The following is a 19,286-nucleotide window of genomic DNA, read 5'->3' on the forward strand; positions in this document are numbered from 1 at the left end:
TGAAGACTTCAAGAATTTAGAGAACAAAGAGAGAACAGGGACCATATGTCCAGCGAATCCTCCTTCGGCCTCATGCGAATCGGCCTTGCCACTGCGGACGAAATCCGTGGTTGGTCTTTTGGCGAGGTCAAGAAGCCGGAAACCATCAATTACCGTACCCTCAAGCCTGAGAAGGACGGCCTCTTCTGCGAGAAGATCTTCGGACCTTCCCGCGACTGGGAATGCTACTGCGGCAAGTACAAGCGCGTCCGTTTCAAGGGCATTATCTGTGAGCGCTGTGGTGTAGAAGTGACCCGCGCCAAGGTACGCCGTGAGCGCATGGGACACATCGAGCTTGCTGCTCCCGTCACCCACATCTGGTACTTCAAGGGCGTCCCTTCGCGCTTGGGCTACCTGCTGGACCTGGCACCGAAGGACCTCGAGAAGGTCATCTACTTCGCTGCCTACATGATCACCGCCGTCGACGAGGAAAACCGTCACGCCGAACTGCCGAACCTCCAGGCCGAGCACGACCTCGAGAAGAAGCAGATGATCGACCAGCGCGACTCCGACATCGCCACGATCGCCAAGGACCTTGAGGATGAGGTTGCACGGCTTGAAGGCGAAGGCGCGAAGGCTGCCGAGAAGAAGAAGGCACGTGACTCGGCCGATCGCCAGATGGCGAACGTGCGTAAGCGCGCCGACATCGAGATCGAGCGCTTCGAGCAGGTCTGGGACCGGTTCAAGAGCCTCAAGGTTGCTGACCTTGAAGGTGACGAGGGCCTTTACCGCGAACTGCGCGACCGTTACGGACTGTACTTCGAGGGCTCAATGGGCGCCGAAGCGATCAAGAAGCGTCTTGAGAACTTCGACATGCCAGCCGAGGCCGAGATGCTCCGCGACATCATCCAGAACGGCAAGGGCCAGCGCAAGACGCGTGCCCTGAAGCGCCTGAAGGTTGTCAACGCGTTCCTCACCACCACCAACAGCCCCCTCGGCATGGTGCTTGACGCCGTTCCCGTGATTCCGCCGGAACTGCGCCCGATGGTCCAGCTGGACGGTGGCCGCTTCGCGACCTCCGACCTCAACGACCTGTACCGCCGCGTGATCAACCGCAACAACCGGCTGAAGCGCCTGCTCGATCTCGGTGCGCCCGAGATCATCGTGAACAACGAAAAGCGGATGCTCCAGGAAGCAGTTGACTCCCTGTTCGACAACGGTCGTCGTGGCCGCCCCGTCACCGGGCCGGGCAACCGTCCGTTGAAGTCGCTCTCCGACATGCTCAAGGGCAAGCAGGGTCGTTTCCGCCAGAACCTTCTGGGTAAGCGCGTTGACTACTCGGGTCGTTCGGTGATCGTTGTTGGTCCTCAGCTGAAGCTGCATCAGTGTGGTCTGCCCAAGCAGATGGCGCTGGAACTCTTCAAGCCGTTCGTGATGAAGCGTCTGGTTGATCTCAACCACGCGCAGAACATCAAGAGCGCCAAGCGGATGGTCGAGCGTTACCGCCCGCAGGTCTGGGATGTTCTCGAAGAGATCATCACCGAGCACCCAGTGCTACTCAACCGTGCACCTACCCTGCACCGTTTGGGCATCCAGGCGTTCGAACCGCAGCTGGTTGAAGGTAAGGCCCTTCAGCTGCACCCACTGGTTTGTGGTGCGTTCAACGCCGACTTCGACGGCGACCAGATGGCAGTCCACCTGCCGCTGAGCCCTGAGGCCCAGGCTGAGGCGCGCATCCTGATGCTCTCCTCGAACAACATCCTGAAGCCTTCGGACGGCCGTCCGGTGACCCTGCCTTCGCAGGATATGATCATCGGCCTGCACCACCTCACCACCAAGCGTGAGGGCTCAGCAGGCGAAGGCCGCGTATTCAGCACCCCGGCCGAAGCCATCATGGCCTTCGACATGGGTGTCCTGCACCTGAACTCGGTTGTCCGGATCCGCATCCCACACTTCGTGCCCAGCGCTGATATCGCTGCGCCCGAAGGCTGGGAAGAAGGAACGCCGGCGTTGATCGAAACCTCCCTTGGGCAGGTTCTGTTCAACGACACGCTGCCTGCCGACTACCCATGGGTTGAGAAGGTTGCCGACAAGGGACAGCTGTCCACGATCGTCAACGATCTCGCCGAGCGGTACCCGAAGGTGGTCACCGCTGCAACGCTGGATAACCTGAAGGATGCCGGCTTCTACTGGGCAACCCGCTCAGGTGTCACCGTGGCGATCTCGGACATCTCCGCCCCGATCAACAAGGCCGGAATCATGGAGGTCTACGAAAAGCAGGCCGCCAAGGTTCAGTCCCAGTTCGACAAGGGCCTCATCGCTGATGAGGAACGTCGTCAGGAACTGATCGACATCTGGAACAAGGCCACCAACGAGGTAGCCGAGTCCATGCGCGGCGCGATGCCGAAGGACAACACCATCAACCGCATGGTGTCCTCCGGCGCACGTGGTAACTGGCTCCAGGTCCGTCAGATCGCGGGTATCCGTGGTCTGGTAGCGAACCCCAAGGGCGAGATCATCCCTCGACCGATCAAGTCCTCGTACCGTGAAGGCTTGTCGGTGCTGGAGTACTTCATCGCAACCCACGGTGCCCGTAAGGGCCTGGCCGATACCGCGCTGCGTACCGCCAACTCGGGTTACCTGACCCGTCGTCTGGTGGATGTGTCGCAGGACGTCATCGTTCGCGAAGACGACTGTGGCACCGAGCGTGGACTGAACGTCACCATTGCGGTGCCGAACAGCGACGGCGAGTTGGTCCTGCACGAAGAGGTCGAGAACTCGGCCTACGCACGCACCCTGGCCAGCGAAGTTGTTGACGCCAAGGGCAAGGTGCTCGCTCCGGCGGGCTCCGACGTCGGCGATGTCCTGATCGGCGAGCTGTTTGCCGCAGGGGTCACCGACATCAAGGTGCGCTCCGTGCTGACCTGCGAGTCGAGCGTCGGCACCTGTGCCCTCTGCTACGGCCGCTCGCTGGCCACCGGCAAGACCGTCGACATCGGTGAGGCCGTTGGCATCATCGCTGCACAGTCGATCGGTGAGCCGGGCACACAGCTGACCATGCGTACGTTCCACACCGGCGGTATCGCGTCGGCGGAGGACATCACCCAGGGTCTGCCTCGTATCCAGGAGCTCTTCGAAGCGCGTACCCCCAAGGGTGTCGCTCCGATCTCCGAGGTTGCGGGTCGCGTCAACATCGAGGACGGCGAGAAGCAGCTTCGGCTGGTTGTCACCCCCGACGATGGTTCCGAAGAGATCGCCTACCCTGTCCTGCGGCGTGCGCGCCTGCTGGTCACGGACGGCGAGCACGTTGAGGTGGGACAGCAGCTGGTCTTTGGTGCTGTCGATCCGAAGCAGATCCTCCGGATCCTCGGCCCCCGTAAGGCCCAGGAATTCCTGGTCGATGAGGTACAGACCGTGTACCGCAGCCAGGGTGTGGGTATCCACGACAAGCACGTCGAGGTTATCGTCCGCCAGATGCTTCGCCGCGTCACGGTGATCGAGTCCGGCGAGTCGAACCTCCTTCCCGGAGAGCTGGCAGAACGCCGCCGCTTCGAGGACGAGAACCGTCGCGTGGTGTCCGAGGGCAAGAAGCCGGCTTCAGGCCGTCCCGAGCTCATGGGTATCACCAAGGCGTCGCTCGCCACCGAGTCGTGGCTTTCGGCCGCATCGTTCCAGGAGACCACGCGTGTTCTTACGCAGGCCGCCATGGAAGGCAAGAGCGATCCTCTGTTGGGTCTGAAGGAAAACGTGATCATCGGCAAGCTGATCCCGGCCGGTACCGGCCTGGATCGCTACACGAAGATCACCGTGGAGCCGACTGAGGAAGCGAAGGCCAACCTGTTCACCGGTCCTAGCGCGTTCAGCGACTTCGACTACGCAGGTGTCGAGGGCTCGATGACTCCCGAGTTCCACGCCATCCCTCTGGATGACTACGACATGGGTTCCGAGTTCCGCTAAACGGACCTATTCCGGTCGGCCCCGCACACCTTCGGATGTGCGGGGCCGACCGCGTTAACCGCGTCCCCTCAACCGGACCGTGCAACCGGACCGTGCAAGGGGTCCGTGCAAGGGCCCGACAGCGGGGGAGGGGCGGGGGTACCACCGAATCGGGGCCCCGCCCGATCTCTGCTAGAGTAGAGGTAATTGTTTGTGTGGCAGAGGATCGGCGTCCTAGCGGACGTATCTCCGCGTTGTAGGGAACTTGTACAACGAATGCCACATTTTCGCACGCCTACGGTCAAGTCGTTTCGGCTTCCCCCTGTGGGTTCGGCGCAAACGACAGTCAATATCTCTAGACATTACGGAGAACGCAGAAGTGCCTACTATCAACCAGCTGGTCCGTAAGGGCCGGACACCTAAGGTCGTCAAGACCAAGGCGCCCGCATTGAAGGGCAGCCCCATGAAGCGCGGCGTTTGCACCCGCGTTTACACGACCACCCCCAAGAAGCCGAACTCGGCGCTCCGTAAGGTCGCACGTGTGCGCCTCAACGGCGGCATCGAAGTTACCGCTTACATCCCAGGCGTCGGTCACAACCTTCAGGAACACTCCATCGTGCTGGTGCGCGGTGGTCGTGTGAAGGATCTGCCCGGTGTCCGCTACAAGATCGTCCGTGGTGCGCTTGATACCCAGGGTGTCAAGAACCGCAAGCAGGCTCGCAGCCGCTACGGCGCGAAGATGGAGAAGAAGTAATGCCACGTAAGGGCCCGGCCCCGAAGCGGCCGCTCGTTGTAGATCCCGTTTACGGTTCACCCCTGGTCACTCAGCTGATCAACAAGGTGCTCGTCGACGGCAAGAAGTCCACAGCAGAACGCATTGTCTACGGCGCACTTGAGGGTGCCCGTGCCAAGAGTGGTGGCGACCCCGTCGCAGCACTCAAGAAGGCGATGGACAACGTCAAGCCTTCCCTCGAGGTTCGCTCCCGCCGAGTCGGCGGCGCGACCTACCAGGTACCCGTCGAGGTCAAGCCCGGCCGCTCCATGGCTCTTGCCCTGCGGTGGCTCGTTGGCTACTCGAAGGCTCGCCGCGAGAAGACCATGACCGAGCGTCTGATGAACGAAATCCTGGATGCCTCGAACGGTCTCGGAGCAGCGGTGAAGCGCCGCGAGGACACGCACAAGATGGCCGAGTCGAACAAGGCCTTCGCACACTACCGCTGGTAACCAGACTCCGACTTCTAGAAACCCAAGAATAAGGGAGACACCGTGGCACAGGACGTGCTTACCGACCTTAACAAGGTCCGCAATATCGGCATCATGGCCCACATTGATGCCGGCAAGACCACTACTACCGAGCGCATCCTGTTCTATACGGGTGTAAACCACAAGATTGGTGAGACGCACGACGGCGCCTCGACCACCGACTGGATGGAACAGGAAAAGGAACGCGGCATCACCATCACGAGCGCCGCCGTGACCTGCTTCTGGAACGACAACCAGATCAACATCATCGACACCCCCGGTCACGTCGACTTCACCGTTGAGGTTGAGCGCTCACTGCGCGTCCTCGACGGTGCCGTCGCAGTGTTTGACGGCAAGGAAGGCGTAGAGCCTCAGTCCGAGACCGTCTGGCGCCAGGCCGACAAGTACGAAGTCCCCCGCATCTGTTTCGTCAACAAGATGGACAAGCTGGGCGCTGACTTCTACTTCACCGTCGACACCATCATCAGCCGTCTCGGCGCCAAGCCCCTGGTTATCCAGCTGCCTATCGGTGCTGAGAACGACTTCGAAGGCGTCGTCGACCTCGTGGAAATGCGCGCGCTGACCTGGCGTGGCGACTCCAAGGGTGACGTCACCATGGGTGCCAAGTACGAGATCGAAGAGATCCCTGCTGACCTCGTGGATCGCGCGAACGAGTACCGGGCAAGCCTGCTCGAGGCCGTCGCCGAAGCTGACGATGAGCTCATGGAGAAGTACCTTGCTGGCGAAGAGCCTTCCACTGCGGAGATCAAGGCCGGTATCCGTAAGCTCACCATCGCTTCGGAGATCTACCCGGTCCTCTGCGGCTCGGCGTTCAAGAACCGCGGTGTCCAGCCGATGCTTGATGCTGTTGTCGATTACCTGCCGAACCCGCTCGATGTTCCCCCGATGATCGGTCACGATCCCCGGGACGAGGAGATCGAGCTGACTCGCAAGCCGAGCACCGAAGAGCCGTTCTCGGCCCTGGCGTTCAAGGTTGCCACCCACCCGTTCTTCGGACAGCTGACGTTCATCCGCGTCTACTCCGGCCATATCTCGGCTGGCACGCAGGTGACCAACTCCACGAAGAACAAGAAGGAGCGGATCGGCAAGCTGTTCCAGATGCACGCCAACAAGGAAATTCCCGTTGAGGAAGCACGTGCTGGCCACATCTACGCAGCTATTGGTCTGAAGGACACCACCACCGGCGATACCCTCTCCGACAGTGCCAACCAGATCGTCCTCGAGTCGATGAGCTTCCCTGATCCCGTGATCTCGGTTGCTATTGAACCGAAGACCAAGGGTGACCAGGAGAAGCTGTCCACGGCTATCCAGAAACTCTCCGCTGAGGACCCGACCTTCCAGGTCTCCCTCAACGTTGACACCGGTCAGACCATCATCGCCGGCATGGGCGAGCTCCACCTGGACATCCTCGTGGACCGCATGCGTCGCGAGTTCCGCGTCGAAGCCAACGTGGGCAAGCCTCAGGTTGCTTACCGCGAAACCATCAAGCGCGCCGTGGCCAAGCACGATTACACCCACAAGAAGCAGACGGGTGGGTCCGGCCAGTTCGCGAAGATCCAGATCGCCATCGAGCCGATGGAAGTTGAAGATGGCGTCCTGTACGCGTTCGACAACAAAGTCACCGGTGGACGTATCCCTCGCGAATACATCCCGAGCGTTGATGCGGGCATCCAGGATGCCCTCAACGACGGCGTGCTCGCCGGCTACCCGGTTGTCGGCATCAAGGCAGTACTCCTTGACGGCGCCTACCACGACGTTGACTCATCCGAAATGGCATTCAAGATTGCCGGCCGGATGGCGTTCAAGGAAGCCGCGCGGATGGCTAACCCTGTCCTGCTCGAACCGCTGATGGAAGTTGAAGTCCGCACCCCTGAGGAATACATGGGTGAAGTTATTGGTGACCTCAACTCCCGCCGTGGCCAGATGCAGTCCATGGAGGATGCCAGCGGCGTCAAGGTCATCAAGGCCATGGTGCCCCTGTCGGGGATGTTCGGCTACATCGGTGACCTGCGGTCGAAGACCCAGGGCCGCGCGGTGTACTCGATGAAGTTCGACAGCTACTCGGAGGTTCCGAAGGCAGTTGCCGACGAGATCATCCAGAAGACCCGCGGCGAATAACTTTTCCGCAGACCAGCTGATGGAGCCATCCGGCTCCTGAAGCATGCAGTAATTTCATCAAAGTAAAAGCCCCCAGTAGACTTGCAACAGTTTCAGCCGCGAACAGCGCGGCTGGGAAGCAAATCTTCTCAAAACGTTCTAGGAGGAACCCGTGGCGAAGGCAAAGTTCGAGCGGACTAAGCCGCACGTTAACATCGGAACCATCGGTCACGTTGACCATGGAAAGACGACGTTGACGGCTGCCATTTCGAAGGTGCTGTACGACAAGTACCCCAATCTCAACGAGGCACGCGACTTCGCGTCCATCGACTCGGCCCCCGAGGAGAAGCAGCGCGGCATCACCATCAACATCTCGCATGTTGAGTACCAGACCGAGAAGCGCCACTACGCACACGTAGACGCCCCCGGTCACGCTGACTACATCAAGAACATGATCACCGGTGCTGCTCAGATGGACGGAGCAATCCTCGTGGTTGCTGCAACCGACGGCCCGATGGCTCAGACCCGCGAGCACGTTCTGCTTGCCCGCCAGGTTGGTGTTCCCTACCTGTTGGTCGCGCTGAACAAGTCCGACATGGTCGACGATGAGGAACTGCTTGACCTGGTCGAGATGGAGGTCCGCGAGCTCCTCAGCGCGCAGGGCTTCGACGGCGACGAGGCACCAGTGGTGCGCGTCTCCGGCCTGAAGGCACTTGAGGGCGACGCCGAGTGGGTCAAGTCCGTCGAGGACCTGATGGACGCAGTCGACAACAGCGTTCCGGACCCCGTGCGCGACAAGGACAAGCCGTTCCTGATGCCTGTTGAAGACGTCTTCACCATCACCGGCCGTGGCACCGTTGTAACGGGCCGCGCCGAGCGTGGAACCCTGAAGATCAACTCGGAAATCGAGATCGTCGGCATCCGTCCGGTCCAGAAGACCACGGTCACTGGTATCGAGATGTTCCACAAGCAGCTCGACGAAGCATGGGCAGGCGAGAACTGTGGTCTCCTGCTCCGCGGAATCAAGCGCGAAGATGTTGAGCGTGGACAGGTTATCGTCAAGCCGGGTTCAATCACCCCGCACACTGATTTCGATGCCAACGTCTACATCCTGGCAAAGGACGAAGGCGGGCGTCACAACCCGTTCTACTCCAACTACCGCCCGCAGTTCTACTTCCGCACCACTGACGTAACCGGTGTCATTACCCTCCCCGAGGGCACTGAAATGGTTATGCCTGGCGACAACACTGAGATGACCGTTGCGCTCATCCAGCCAATCGCTATGGAAGAGGGCCTCGGCTTCGCTATCCGCGAAGGCGGCCGGACCGTAGGTTCAGGACGCGTTACCAAGATCATCAAGTAACTCTTCACGAGTCACTGAGGAGAGGCCCCGCTGCACTGCAGCGGGGCCTTTCCTTTTGGGTCAATGTCAGCCAGGGACGCGTGCAAAAAAGTGGGCTACCCGCAGAAACGTGGTGGGGACACAGCGGTTCTGCGCCGGCGGCACTTTCCTGGCGGCGGATGTCAGATCGCAGGGGAGTGGGCGGGGCAATGTTCATCACACCGAAGGCGTGTCGGGCCTCCAATTAGCCTTATGCCCTGATATCTGGCAAACTGGACAAGTTGTTCAAGCGCTTGCGCGCGCGGTTTGAGATACCGTCCCGATCAGGATAATGCCTGATGCAGGGTCAGTGTTCACCGGGCGGTTAGCCCAAATATAGCCACCCTCATTTCAGTTCGGCTGGAAACGTGGATGCAAACCGATGGATTAGTTTGCGAAGAATCCGCGACACGCCCGAGCGCGGGGGTCGGTACCTCCACAGGGTGAGGAACCCGGAACTATCCGGATTCAGTCTGTGGGAGGAGCGCCAGTGCAACGGGCGCAGCACGTGCAGGAACTGACAGATATTCAAGAATTCTTGAGAGAGAGAGTCGAGACGCCATGGCGGGACAAAAAATCCGCATCCGGCTGAAGTCGTATGACCACGAGGTCATCGACGTATCAGCACGGAAGATCGTTGAGACGGTGACGCGCGCAGGCGCTACGGTAGTTGGCCCAGTGCCCCTGCCGACGGAGAAGAACGTTTACTGCGTTATCCGCTCACCGCACAAGTACAAGGACAGCCGCGAGCACTTCGAAATGCGCACGCACAAGCGTCTGATCGACATCATTGACCCCACGCCCAAGGCCGTTGATTCGCTGATGCGTCTCGACCTGCCTGCGGACGTGAACATCGAAATCAAGCTGTAAGGGAGAGCGGATCATAATGTCTACTTCACTTACGCGTCAGGTAAAGGGTCTTCTGGGCACCAAGCTCGGCATGACCCAGGTCTGGGACGAGAACAACCTGCTGGTGCCGGTTACTGTCGTCCAGGCTGACTCCAACGTCATTACCCAGCTCCGCTCAGCGGACCAGGATGGCTACAGTGCCGTCCAGATCGGCTTCGGCCAGATCGATCCCCGCAAGGTGACCAAGCCTCTGGCCGGTCACTTCGAAAAGGCAGGCGTCACGCCTCGCCGCCACGTGGTTGAGCTGCGTACCTCCGATGCTGACACCTACTCGCTGGGCCAGGAGCTCTCTGTTGAGATCTTCGAAGCCGGCCAGAAGGTCGACGTCATCGGCACCACCAAGGGTAAGGGCTTCGCAGGTGTCATGAAGCGTCACGGCTTCCACGGCGTCGGCGCATCCCACGGTGCCCACAAGAACCACCGCAAGCCCGGCTCGATCGGTGGCGCGTCCACCCCTAGCCGCGTCTTCAAGGGTATGAAAATGGCAGGCCGTATGGGTGCCGTTCGTCAGACCACCCTGAACCTCACGGTTCACGGCGTGGATGCCGAGAAGTCGCTGCTGCTGATCAAGGGTGCCGTCCCCGGCGCCCGCGGCCAGGTCGTACTTGTACGCACTGCCGTGAAGGGAGCATGACCAGAATGGTCACCAACTCAGCTGTCAACACCGTAAAGGTCGATCTCCCCGCAGAGATCTTCGACACGCAGACCAACGTGCCCCTGCTGCACCAGGTCGTCGTGGCACAGCTTGCTGCTGCCCGCCAGGGTACGCACAAGACGAAGACCCGTGCCGAGGTATCCGGCGCAGGCCGCAAGCCGTTCAAGCAGAAGGGAACTGGTCGCGCCCGTCAGGGTTCGATCCGTGCTCCTCACATGACCGGTGGCGGCGTCGTCCACGGACCTACCCCCCGCGACTACAGCCAGCGCACCCCCAAGAAGATGAAGGCTGCCGCCCTGCGCGGTGCCCTCTCTGACCGGGCGCGCAACGGCCGTATCCACGTCCTCGAGTCCTTGGTATCCGGCGACAAGCCGTCCACCAAGGGTGCAATCGAAGCGCTTCGCAGCATCTCGGAGCGTCCCAACTTGCTCATCGTTATCGAGCGCGCCAACGATCTCACGGCACTGTCCGTGCGGAACGTCCCGGAAGTACACGTCCTCTATGTTGACCAGCTCAACACCTATGACGTGCTGGTTTCGGACGACGTGATCTTCACGAAGGCCGCTTACGACACGTTTATCGGCTCAGCCGACACGACCGTAGATGCTGACGAGAGCACAACAGCTACGGAGGACGCCAAGTGAGCGCGACCATCTCCAAAGATCCCCGCGACGTCGTCCTTGCGCCGGTCGTCTCGGAAAAGAGCTATGGCCTGATCGACGAAGGTAAGTACACCTTCCTGGTCGACCCTCGCTCGAACAAGACAGAGATCAAGTTGGCGGTGGAGAAGATTTTCTCCGTCAAGGTCGACTCGATCAACACACTCAATCGTTCGGGTAAGCGCAAGCGCACCCGCTTCGGATGGGGTCAGCGGAAGGGCACCAAGCGTGCCATCGTGACCCTCAAAGAAGGAACGATCGACATCTTCGGCGGTCCGCTCGGTTAGGGCGGAGACCACTTTAACGAGGAAATGACACATGGCTATTCGTAAATACAAGCCAACAACGCCTGGCCGCCGCGGCTCCAGCGTTGCTGACTTCGCAGAAATCACTCGGTCGACACCGGAGAAGTCCCTGGTACGTCCCCTCCCTAAAAAGGGTGGTCGTAACAACACCGGTAAGATCACGACCCGTCACAAGGGTGGTGGCCACAAGCGCCAGTACCGCCTGATTGACTTCCGTCGCCACGACAAGGACGGCGTTGACGCTCGTGTAGCTGAGATCGAATACGATCCCAACCGCACGGCCCGCATCGCGCTGCTCCACTACGTTGACGGCACCAAGCGCTACATCGTTGCACCTAACCGCCTGAAGCAGGGCGACATGGTGGAAGCCGGAGCCGGCGCTGACATCAAGCCAGGCAACAACCTGCCACTGCGGAACATCCCGGTTGGTACCGTGATCCACGCTGTGGAACTTCGTCCAGGCGGCGGGGCCAAGATGGCCCGTTCAGCCGGTGCGTCGGTCCAGCTGGTTGCGAAAGAGGGCCGCTTCGCGCAGCTCCGCCTCCCCTCCGGTGAAATCCGCAACGTCGACGTACGCTGCCGGGCCACCATTGGTGAAGTTGGAAACGCAGAACAGTCCAACATCAACTGGGGCAAGGCCGGCCGTATGCGCTGGAAGGGCGTCCGCCCAACCGTTCGTGGCGTTGCCATGAACCCGGTTGACCACCCACACGGTGGTGGTGAAGGTAAGACCTCTGGTGGCCGTCACCCGGTGAACCCGAACGGTAAGGCCGAAGGCCGTACCCGCCGTCCAAACAAAGAGAGCGATTCACTGATTGTGCGTCGCCGTCGTTCCGGCAAGAACAAGCGATAGGAGCCTGGAGACATGCCACGCAGCCTGAAGAAAGGCCCCTTCGTCGATCAGCACCTTTTTGTAAAGGTAGCTCGTGAAAACGACAAGGGCACCAAGAACGTCATCAAGACGTGGTCCCGCCGCTCAATGATCATCCCCGACATGCTGGGGCACACGATCGCCGTGCACGACGGGCGCAAGCACATCCCGGTGTTTGTCACAGAGTCAATGGTCGGGCACAAGCTCGGCGAATTCGCTGCGACGCGGACCTTCCGCGGCCATGTAAAGGACGACCGCAAGGGCAAGCGCCGCTAGGCGCTGCTCGTAGCGGCAGAAGACGAGAGAAGGAAAGCAATGGAAGCCAAGGCAGTTGCGCGTTTTTCGCGTGTCACGCCTATGAAGGCCCGGCGCGTCGTCAACCTGGTTCGTGGCAAGCAGACGAATGAGGCTCTGGCAATACTGAAGTTCGCCCCACAGGCAGCTTCAGAGCCGGTATTCAAGGTAGTACAGTCGGCGGTCGCCAACGCCCGGGTCCTCGCGGACCGGGACGGCATCGCATTCGACGAAGATAACCTGATCATCAGCGAGGCATTTGTTGATGAAGGCCCCACGATGAAGCGGTTCCGGCCGCGCGCTCAGGGCCGTGCGTTCCGCATCTTGAAGCGGACCAGTCACATCACAGTTGTAGTAGCAACCCCTGAGAAAGCGCAGGTCCGCTAGTGGGACAGAAAGTAAACCCGCATGGGTTCAGGCTCGGTATCACCACGGACCACCGTTCGCACTGGTTTGCCGACAGCAACAAGCCCGGACAGCGGTACAAGGACTATGTCCGCGAGGACATCAAGATCCGTCAGCTCATGGCTACGGGCATGGACCGCGCCGGTATCGCCAAGGTAGAGATCGAGCGCACCCGTGACCGTGTTCGTGTGGATATCCACACCGCACGTCCCGGCATTGTGATCGGCCGCCGCGGCGCCGAAGCAGACCGCATCCGCGGCGAGCTGGAAAAACTGACGGGCAAGCAGGTTCAGCTGAACATCCTCGAGGTCAAGAACCCCGAGATGGAAGCTCAGCTTGTCGCTCAGGGCGTTGCTGAGCAGCTCTCCTCACGTGTGGCTTTCCGCCGCGCAATGAAGAAGGCAATGCAGTCGGCACAGCGGGCCGGTGCCAAGGGCATCCGTGTCCAGTGCTCCGGTCGTCTGGGTGGCGCTGAAATGAGCCGTTCCGAGTTCTACCGTGAAGGCCGTGTGCCCCTGCACACCCTCCGAGCGAACATCGATTACGGTTTCTTTGAAGCGAAGACCACCTTCGGCCGCATCGGCGTCAAGGTCTGGATCTACAAGGGCGACATCACCGCGAAGGAGCTCGCGGCGCAGGCTGCAGCAGCACCGTCGCGTGGACGTGGCGGCGGAAGCGACCGCCCGAGCCGTGGACCAGCAGGAGCTGACCGTGGCGGTGACCGCGGTGCAGACCGTCGTCGTCGTAACCCGGCCGGTTCCGCTCCCGCCGAGTCGCAGGCAACTGCCGCTCCGGCTGAAGCTGCAGCTCCGGCAGCAGCGGAAGGAGGACAGGCTTAAATGCTTATCCCACGTCGAGTCAAGTTCCGTAAGCAGCACCACCCGGGTCGTTCCGGCGCTGCAACCGGTGGCACTGAGGTCAGCTTCGGTGAATGGGGTATCCAGGCGCTGAGCCCGGCATACGTCACCAACCGTCAGATTGAAGCTGCTCGTATTGCCATGACCCGCCACATCAAGCGTGGCGGCAAGGTCTGGATCAACATTTATCCTGACCGCCCACTGACCAAGAAGCCTGCCGAAACCCGCATGGGTTCCGGTAAGGGTTCCCCCGAGTGGTGGGTTTCGAACGTCAAGCCGGGCCGGGTTCTTTTCGAACTCTCCGGTGTATCAGAAGAGGTAGCCCGCGAAGCCCTGCGCCTAGCAATCCACAAGCTGCCGTTGAAGGCACGCATTGTGCGTCGTGAGGGTGGTGAATAGACATGGCTATAGGTTCAAAGGAACTGACATCCGAGCAGCTGGACGGTTTCGATCGTGATCGCCTGGTCGAGGAACTCCGGAAGGGCAAGGAAGAGTTGTTCAACCTCCGCTTCCAGTCCGCTACGGGTCAGTTGGAAAATCACGGGCGTCTGCGCTCAGTGAAGCGCGATATCGCACGCCTGTACACGGTGATGCGTGAGCGTGAGCTCGGCATTCGGCCTGACTACGTTGCTCCCGTTGAGGAAGCAAAGCCTGAAAAGGCCAAGAAGTCCAAGAAGGCCTCCACCAAAGACGCCCCGGATGCGGGCACCGAGGCATCTAAGGAGGACGCCAAGTGAGTGAACAGAAGAGTGAAGCAACGATGTCGGACGATCTCGCCCGCGGCTACCGCAAAACCCGTCGTGGGTATGTAGTTTCGGACAAGATGAACAAGACCATTACGGTGCAGGTTGAAGACCGCGTGAAGCACGCGCTTTACGGCAAGGTTCTTCGCCGCAGCACCAAGGTGAAGGTCCACGATGAAGAGAACACCGCCGGCATCGGCGATCACGTTCTCATCAGCGAGACCCGGCCGCTGTCCGCTACCAAGCGGTGGCGCCTGGTCGAGGTTATCGAGCGCGCCAAGTAGGCTGCAAGGATAACCAAGCACTTTACGAATTGCGCCCCGGACGTGATATCGCAGCAGCGATTTCGCGTCCGGGGCGCTTTCGCGATAAGATGAAAATCTTGTCTGTCCGGTGGGTTAGAGGTATTAGCTTCCACACCGGCGATTGAGACAAAAGCCCGATAATCTTGTTCAGCTTCTTTGTGCCGGCGTGTTCGCGTGCCTGCACAGGCTGAGGACCAGTATTACGGGGCCAACCCATATCCGTTCCGCAAGGCTCGCAGAGAGAACCAGCGCGACGACAGGAGTAATCAGTGATTCAGCAGGAGTCGCGGCTTAAGGTCGCCGACAACACGGGTGCCAAGGAAATCTTGACCATCCGCGTTCTCGGTGGATCTGGACGCCGCTACGCAGGCATCGGCGACGTGATCGTCGCCACCGTCAAGGACGCAATCCCCGGCGGCAACGTCAAGAAGGGCGACGTCGTCAAGGCGGTTATCGTCCGCACTAAAAAGGAACGCCGCCGTGCGGATGGTTCCTACATCAAGTTTGATGAGAACGCTGCGGTGATCTTGAAGACAGACGGCGACCCACGCGGTACGCGTATCTTCGGTCCCGTCGGTCGCGAACTTCGCGACAAGCGCTTCATGAAGATCATCTCGCTGGCGCCGGAGGTGCTCTAACCCATGGGAGCGAACAAAGCAGTGAAGTTCAAGATCAAGAAGGGTGACCTGGTTCAGGTCATCAGTGGAGCCAAGCAGGAGCGCGGCGGAGACCGCGGCAAGCAAGGCAAGGTTCTGAAGGTATTCCGGGAGAACAACCGGGTCCTCGTTGAAGGAATCAACCGCGTTACTCGCCACACCAAGGTTGGACAGTCGCAGCGCGGCTCCAAGACCGGCGGCATCGAGGTCATTGAAGCCCCCATCCATATCAGCAATGTTGCAGTGGTTGACCCCGAGACCAACAAGCCGACCCGCGTCGGCTACCGCATCGATACCGTCGAAAAAGACGGTAAAGAGCGCACAGTCCGGATCCGCGTCGCCAAGGCATCAGGGAAGGATCTCTCATGACTACCGAAGCCGTAGAGACTAAGATCTCCCCGCGCCTGAAGACGCGCTACGCCGCTGAAATCAAGTCGGGACTGCAGGAAGAATTTGGTTACACCAACGTCAACCAGGTTCCACGCCTGGTGAAGGTTGTTGTCAACATGGGTGTTGGAGATGCCGCCAAGGACTCCAAGCTCATCGACGGCGCTGTCCGGGACATGACTCAGATCACCGGTCAGAAGCCTCAGGTCACGAAGGCCCGCAAATCCATCGCACAGTTCAAACTGCGCGAGGGAATGCCCATCGGCTGCCACACGACTCTGCGTGGAGACCGCATGTGGGAATTCGTTGACCGCCTGGTCTCGCTTGCCCTTCCCCGTATCCGCGACTTCCGCGGCCTCAGCGGCCGCCAGTTCGACGGGAACGGCAACTACACCTTCGGACTCACGGAACAGTCAATGTTCCACGAGATCGACCAGGACAAGATCGACCGCGTACGTGGCATGGACATCACCGTTGTCACCACCGCAAAGACCGACGACGAAGGCCGCGCGCTGCTCAAGGCGCTTGGCTTCCCGTTCAAATCCGAAGATTAATCTAACTACGTTCCAGGTCCGTACCGGGCAGGGCAGGGCGCAAGTCCAACACCCTAAACCGGGCCCCGGAAACCGTTACGAGGAAGGGCAAGAGCCCACATGACAATGACAGATCCTGTGGCAGACATGCTGACACGTCTGCGCAATGCAAACTCCGCATACCACGACACCGTGAGCATGCCATACAGCAAGCTCAAAGCTCGCGTCGCCGACATCCTGAAGGCTGAAGGCTACATCGCGGGCTGGAAGGAAGAGGAAGCGGAGGTCGGCAAGAAGCTGACCATCGACCTCAAGTTCGGTCCTGAGCGCCAGCGTTCAATCGCCGGCATCCGCCGCATCTCCAAGCCGGGACTGCGCGTTTACGCGAAGTCCACCAACCTGCCGCACGTACTGGGTGGACTTGGTATCGCAATCCTGTCCACGTCCTCCGGACTGCTGACAGACCGCCAGGCATCCAAGAAGGGCGTGGGTGGGGAAGTCCTCGCCTACGTCTGGTAGCCGGAACAGAGAAGGAGTAAACACATGTCACGTATTGGACGTCTCCCCATCTCCGTTCCCGCGGGTGTTGAGGTAAAAGTCACCGGTAACCTGGTGTCCGTCAAGGGAGCCAAGGGGGAGCTGAGCCACACTGTGCCCAGCCCGATCCTGGTTGATCTCGACGAGAACACCCTGACCGTCACCCGGCCGAACGACGAGCGCGAATCGCGTTCGCTCCACGGCCTGACGCGCACGCTGATCTCCAACATGATCATTGGTGTCACCGACGGTTACAAGAAGAACCTCGAAATTGTCGGCACCGGTTACCGTGTGCAGGCAAAGGGTTCCGATCTGGAGTTCGCACTGGGCTTCAGCCACCCGGTAGCCGTCAAGGCACCGGAGGGCATCACTCTGACCGTTGAGGGACCTACCAAGGTTTCCGTCTCCGGCATCAGCAAGCAGCAGGTCGGCGAAGTCGCCGCAAACATCCGCAAGCTGCGGAAGCCGGACCCCTATAAGGGCAAGGGCGTGCGCTACGCAGGCGAAGTTGTTCGCCGTAAAGTCGGAAAGTCTGGTAAATAATCATGGCTATCAGCATTAACAAGAAGCGAAGCTCCAAGAGCAAGTCCGCCCAGCGTGGACGCCGCCACCTCCGTGTGCGTAAGCGCATCACCGGAACAGCGGTCCGCCCGCGTCTGGTAGTCAACCGGTCCGCACGGCACATGTTCGTTCAGGTTGTCGACGACGGACTGGGCGTCACGGTTGCTTCGGCATCCACCCTCGAAGCGGATCTCCGTGCATTCGACGGTGACAAGACCGCCAAGGCCAAGCGCGTGGGCAACCTCGTTGCAGAGCGTGCCAAGGCCGCTGGTATCGAAGCAGTCGTCTTCGACCGCGGCGGCAACAAGTACCACGGCCGCATTGCCGCCATCGCAGATGGCGCCCGCGAAGGTGGGTTGGCACTGTGACCGAGGAAAACAACGCAAAGGAACCTGAATTGAGTACAGGTACTGAACAGCCTGCTGCTACAGCTCCGGCTGCAGAGGCACCCGCAACGGCAACTGCCGACGACCGCAAGGGTGGTGCCCGCGGAGAACGCGGTGGCCGCAACAGCGGCGCCGGTGGCCGCGACGGAGGCCGTGGCGGTCGCGACGGTGGCCGTGGTGGCCGTGACGGCGGTCGTGGTGACGACAAGGACAAGTTCGTCGAGCGCGTCGTCGCCATCAACCGTGTATCCAAGGTGGTCAAGGGTGGACGGCGCTTCAGCTTCACCGCCCTGGTTGTCGTTGGTGACGGTAACGGTATGGTCGGCGTCGGTTACGGCAAGGCTAAGGAAGTTCCATCAGCCATCGCCAAGGGCGTTGAAGAGGCCAAAAAGTCCTTCTTCAAGGTCCCCCGCATCGGCGGCACCGTTCCTCACCTGGTACAGGGTGAAGCGGCTGCAGGCGTAGTCCTGCTTCGCCCGGCCTCCCCAGGTACCGGTGTTATCGCCGGTGGCCCGGTGCGCGCCGTACTGGAGTGCGTCGGTATCCACGACGTGCTGTCGAAGTCACTCGGCTCCTCGAACGCCATCAACATTGTTCACGCAACCGTTGACGCCCTGAAGCGGTTGGAAGAGCCCCAGGCAGTAGCCGCCCGTCGCGGGTTGCCACTGGACCAGGTCGCTTCCTCGTCGATGCTGCGCGCAATGCAGGAACAAAAGGCAGGTGCGTAATGGCAACTCCCAAGCGCGTGTTAGTAAGCTCAGCGCAGCTTCAGATCACCCAAACCAAGTCCGCCATTGGCGGCAAGCAGAACCAGCGTGACACGCTGCGGTCCCTCGGCCTGAAGCGTATCGGACACACCGTTGTCCGTACCGCCGACGCCGTTACCGTTGGCATGGTCAACACGGTTCCGCACCTCGTGAAGGTTGAGGAGGCCAACTAATGGCAGAGAAGAATGTGGCAGCAGCCACGGTTACTGCGGACTCGGAGCGCGTTCACGCGCTCAAGGTCCACCATCTGCGTCCAGCTCCCGGAGCCAAGACCGCCAAGACCCGTGTGGGCCGTGGCGAAGGTTCCAAGGGTAAGACCGCAGGTCGCGGTATGAAGGGCACGAAGGCCCGCTACCAGGTCAAGGCAGGCTTCGCAGGTGGACAGCTTCCCCTGCACATGCGCCTTCCCAAGCTGCGCGGTTTCAAGAACCCCTTCCGGGTCGAATTCCAGGTTGTCAACCTGGACAAGATCTCGGAGCTGTACCCCAACGGTGGCGAGGTGTCAGTCGAGAGCCTGGTTGCCAACGGTGCGGTTCGCAAGAACCAGCCCGTGAAGGTACTGGGCACCGGAGAGATCACCGTCAAGGTTGATGTCACGGTGCACGCCTACTCAGCTAGCGCTGCAGAGAAGATCACTGCAGCTGGCGGTTCGGTCACCGGACTTTAGGTAGATCTGCTGTGATCTACCCGATCTAGCAACTAGACTCTTGGTGGGCCGGAAGATTCCGGCCCACCAAGAGTTTTTTTACGGCCATATTGCCGCACGGAGTTGCCCCCGGGTCCAATGCACCGGGTTTCAA

At 60.5% G+C, this 19,286-nt stretch carries 25 protein-coding genes; all 25 read left to right on the plus strand.

The window, feature by feature from the left end; translation table 11 throughout:
- Positions 1-45 precede the first annotated feature (45 nt).
- The 25 genes from H4V95_RS04235 to rplO all read left to right on the plus strand — a co-directional run bounded on the left by H4V95_RS04235 (position 46) and on the right by rplO (position 19,153).
- Positions 46-3,936, plus strand: coding sequence for a DNA-directed RNA polymerase subunit beta' (locus H4V95_RS04235; RefSeq protein ID WP_196865242.1), 3,891 nt, complete (start codon positions 46-48; stop codon positions 3,934-3,936).
- Positions 3,937-4,294: 358 nt separating this feature from the next.
- Positions 4,295-4,669 carry a 30S ribosomal protein S12 gene (gene rpsL / locus H4V95_RS04240; protein WP_019481488.1) on the plus strand — a complete coding sequence of 125 codons (375 nt, stop codon included), beginning with the start codon at positions 4,295-4,297 and terminating at the stop codon, positions 4,667-4,669.
- Positions 4,669-5,139: a 30S ribosomal protein S7 gene (gene rpsG / locus H4V95_RS04245; RefSeq protein WP_019481489.1), complete on the plus strand. Its 471-nt coding sequence runs from the start codon at positions 4,669-4,671 to the stop codon at positions 5,137-5,139. Before rpsL ends, rpsG begins: the two co-directional genes overlap by 1 nt.
- A gap of 42 nt (positions 5,140-5,181) precedes the next feature.
- On the plus strand, positions 5,182-7,296 hold the full coding sequence (fusA, locus tag H4V95_RS04250) for an elongation factor G (RefSeq protein ID WP_209728929.1): 2,115 nt from the start codon (positions 5,182-5,184) through the stop codon (positions 7,294-7,296).
- 151 nt (positions 7,297-7,447) lie between these two features.
- Positions 7,448-8,638 carry an elongation factor Tu gene (tuf, locus tag H4V95_RS04255; RefSeq protein WP_171583900.1) on the plus strand — a complete coding sequence of 397 codons (1,191 nt, stop codon included), beginning with the start codon at positions 7,448-7,450 and terminating at the stop codon, positions 8,636-8,638.
- A 579-nt stretch (positions 8,639-9,217) separates the two neighbouring features.
- On the plus strand, positions 9,218-9,526 hold the full coding sequence (gene rpsJ, locus H4V95_RS04260; RefSeq protein WP_003803825.1) for a 30S ribosomal protein S10: 309 nt from the start codon (positions 9,218-9,220) through the stop codon (positions 9,524-9,526).
- A gap of 16 nt (positions 9,527-9,542) precedes the next feature.
- On the plus strand, positions 9,543-10,199 hold the full coding sequence (rplC, locus tag H4V95_RS04265; protein ID WP_171583901.1) for a 50S ribosomal protein L3: 657 nt from the start codon (positions 9,543-9,545) through the stop codon (positions 10,197-10,199).
- Complete coding sequence (rplD, locus tag H4V95_RS04270) at positions 10,196-10,864, plus strand: 50S ribosomal protein L4 (RefSeq protein ID WP_196865239.1); 669 nt, start codon at positions 10,196-10,198, stop codon at positions 10,862-10,864. Before rplC ends, rplD begins: the two co-directional genes overlap by 4 nt.
- The gene (gene rplW, locus H4V95_RS04275) at positions 10,861-11,166 is read left to right on the plus strand and encodes a 50S ribosomal protein L23 (RefSeq protein ID WP_019481495.1); all 306 of its coding nucleotides are present in this window, start codon (positions 10,861-10,863) and stop codon (positions 11,164-11,166) included. The genes rplD and rplW overlap by 4 nt, the downstream gene beginning before the upstream one ends.
- 31 nt (positions 11,167-11,197) lie before the next feature.
- Positions 11,198-12,037 carry a 50S ribosomal protein L2 gene (rplB, locus tag H4V95_RS04280; RefSeq protein ID WP_171583903.1) on the plus strand — a complete coding sequence of 280 codons (840 nt, stop codon included), beginning with the start codon at positions 11,198-11,200 and terminating at the stop codon, positions 12,035-12,037.
- Between the two features lie 12 nt (positions 12,038-12,049).
- Positions 12,050-12,331 (plus strand): 30S ribosomal protein S19, encoded by a 282-nt coding sequence (rpsS, locus tag H4V95_RS04285; RefSeq protein WP_019481497.1) that lies wholly within the window; start codon positions 12,050-12,052, stop codon positions 12,329-12,331.
- A 39-nt stretch (positions 12,332-12,370) separates the two neighbouring features.
- Entirely contained in the window at positions 12,371-12,736 is a 366-nt protein-coding gene (gene rplV / locus H4V95_RS04290) for a 50S ribosomal protein L22 (protein WP_024475619.1), read from the plus strand.
- Entirely contained in the window at positions 12,736-13,593 is an 858-nt protein-coding gene (gene rpsC, locus H4V95_RS04295) for a 30S ribosomal protein S3 (protein WP_209728931.1), read from the plus strand. The genes rplV and rpsC overlap by 1 nt, the downstream gene beginning before the upstream one ends.
- Positions 13,594-14,010: a 50S ribosomal protein L16 gene (gene rplP, locus H4V95_RS04300; RefSeq protein ID WP_019481500.1), complete on the plus strand. Its 417-nt coding sequence runs from the start codon at positions 13,594-13,596 to the stop codon at positions 14,008-14,010.
- Between the two features lie 2 nt (positions 14,011-14,012).
- Positions 14,013-14,348 (plus strand): 50S ribosomal protein L29, encoded by a 336-nt coding sequence (gene rpmC, locus H4V95_RS18600; protein WP_171618254.1) that lies wholly within the window; start codon positions 14,013-14,015, stop codon positions 14,346-14,348.
- A gap of 23 nt (positions 14,349-14,371) precedes the next feature.
- Positions 14,372-14,638 (plus strand): 30S ribosomal protein S17, encoded by a 267-nt coding sequence (gene rpsQ / locus H4V95_RS04310; RefSeq protein WP_209731274.1) that lies wholly within the window; start codon positions 14,372-14,374, stop codon positions 14,636-14,638.
- Positions 14,639-14,928: 290 nt separating this feature from the next.
- Entirely contained in the window at positions 14,929-15,297 is a 369-nt protein-coding gene (gene rplN, locus H4V95_RS04315) for a 50S ribosomal protein L14 (RefSeq protein ID WP_019481503.1), read from the plus strand.
- 3 nt (positions 15,298-15,300) lie between these two features.
- Positions 15,301-15,684, plus strand: a complete 384-nt coding sequence (gene rplX / locus H4V95_RS04320; RefSeq protein ID WP_196865238.1) for a 50S ribosomal protein L24 — start codon at positions 15,301-15,303, stop codon at positions 15,682-15,684.
- On the plus strand, positions 15,681-16,256 hold the full coding sequence (gene rplE, locus H4V95_RS04325) for a 50S ribosomal protein L5 (protein WP_196865237.1): 576 nt from the start codon (positions 15,681-15,683) through the stop codon (positions 16,254-16,256). Before rplX ends, rplE begins: the two co-directional genes overlap by 4 nt.
- Before the next feature lie 99 nt (positions 16,257-16,355).
- Positions 16,356-16,754: a 30S ribosomal protein S8 gene (rpsH, locus tag H4V95_RS04330; RefSeq protein WP_019481506.1), complete on the plus strand. Its 399-nt coding sequence runs from the start codon at positions 16,356-16,358 to the stop codon at positions 16,752-16,754.
- Between the two features lie 24 nt (positions 16,755-16,778).
- A complete protein-coding gene (gene rplF, locus H4V95_RS04335) occupies positions 16,779-17,315 on the plus strand; it encodes a 50S ribosomal protein L6 (protein WP_171583907.1) in 537 nt (178 codons plus the stop codon).
- Positions 17,316-17,317: 2 nt separating this feature from the next.
- Entirely contained in the window at positions 17,318-17,701 is a 384-nt protein-coding gene (gene rplR / locus H4V95_RS04340; protein WP_019481508.1) for a 50S ribosomal protein L18, read from the plus strand.
- 29 nt (positions 17,702-17,730) lie between these two features.
- On the plus strand, positions 17,731-18,447 hold the full coding sequence (gene rpsE, locus H4V95_RS04345) for a 30S ribosomal protein S5 (RefSeq protein ID WP_196865236.1): 717 nt from the start codon (positions 17,731-17,733) through the stop codon (positions 18,445-18,447).
- A complete protein-coding gene (gene rpmD, locus H4V95_RS04350; RefSeq protein WP_196865235.1) occupies positions 18,447-18,659 on the plus strand; it encodes a 50S ribosomal protein L30 in 213 nt (70 codons plus the stop codon). The genes rpsE and rpmD overlap by 1 nt, the downstream gene beginning before the upstream one ends.
- Positions 18,659-19,153, plus strand: coding sequence for a 50S ribosomal protein L15 (rplO, locus tag H4V95_RS04355; RefSeq protein ID WP_196865234.1), 495 nt, complete (start codon positions 18,659-18,661; stop codon positions 19,151-19,153). Before rpmD ends, rplO begins: the two co-directional genes overlap by 1 nt.
- The last annotated feature ends 133 nt before the right edge of the window (positions 19,154-19,286 follow it).

This window comes from Arthrobacter sp. CAN_C5, assembly GCF_017875735.1.
In the GTDB taxonomy this organism is placed as follows: Bacteria; Actinomycetota; Actinomycetes; order Actinomycetales; family Micrococcaceae; genus Arthrobacter_D.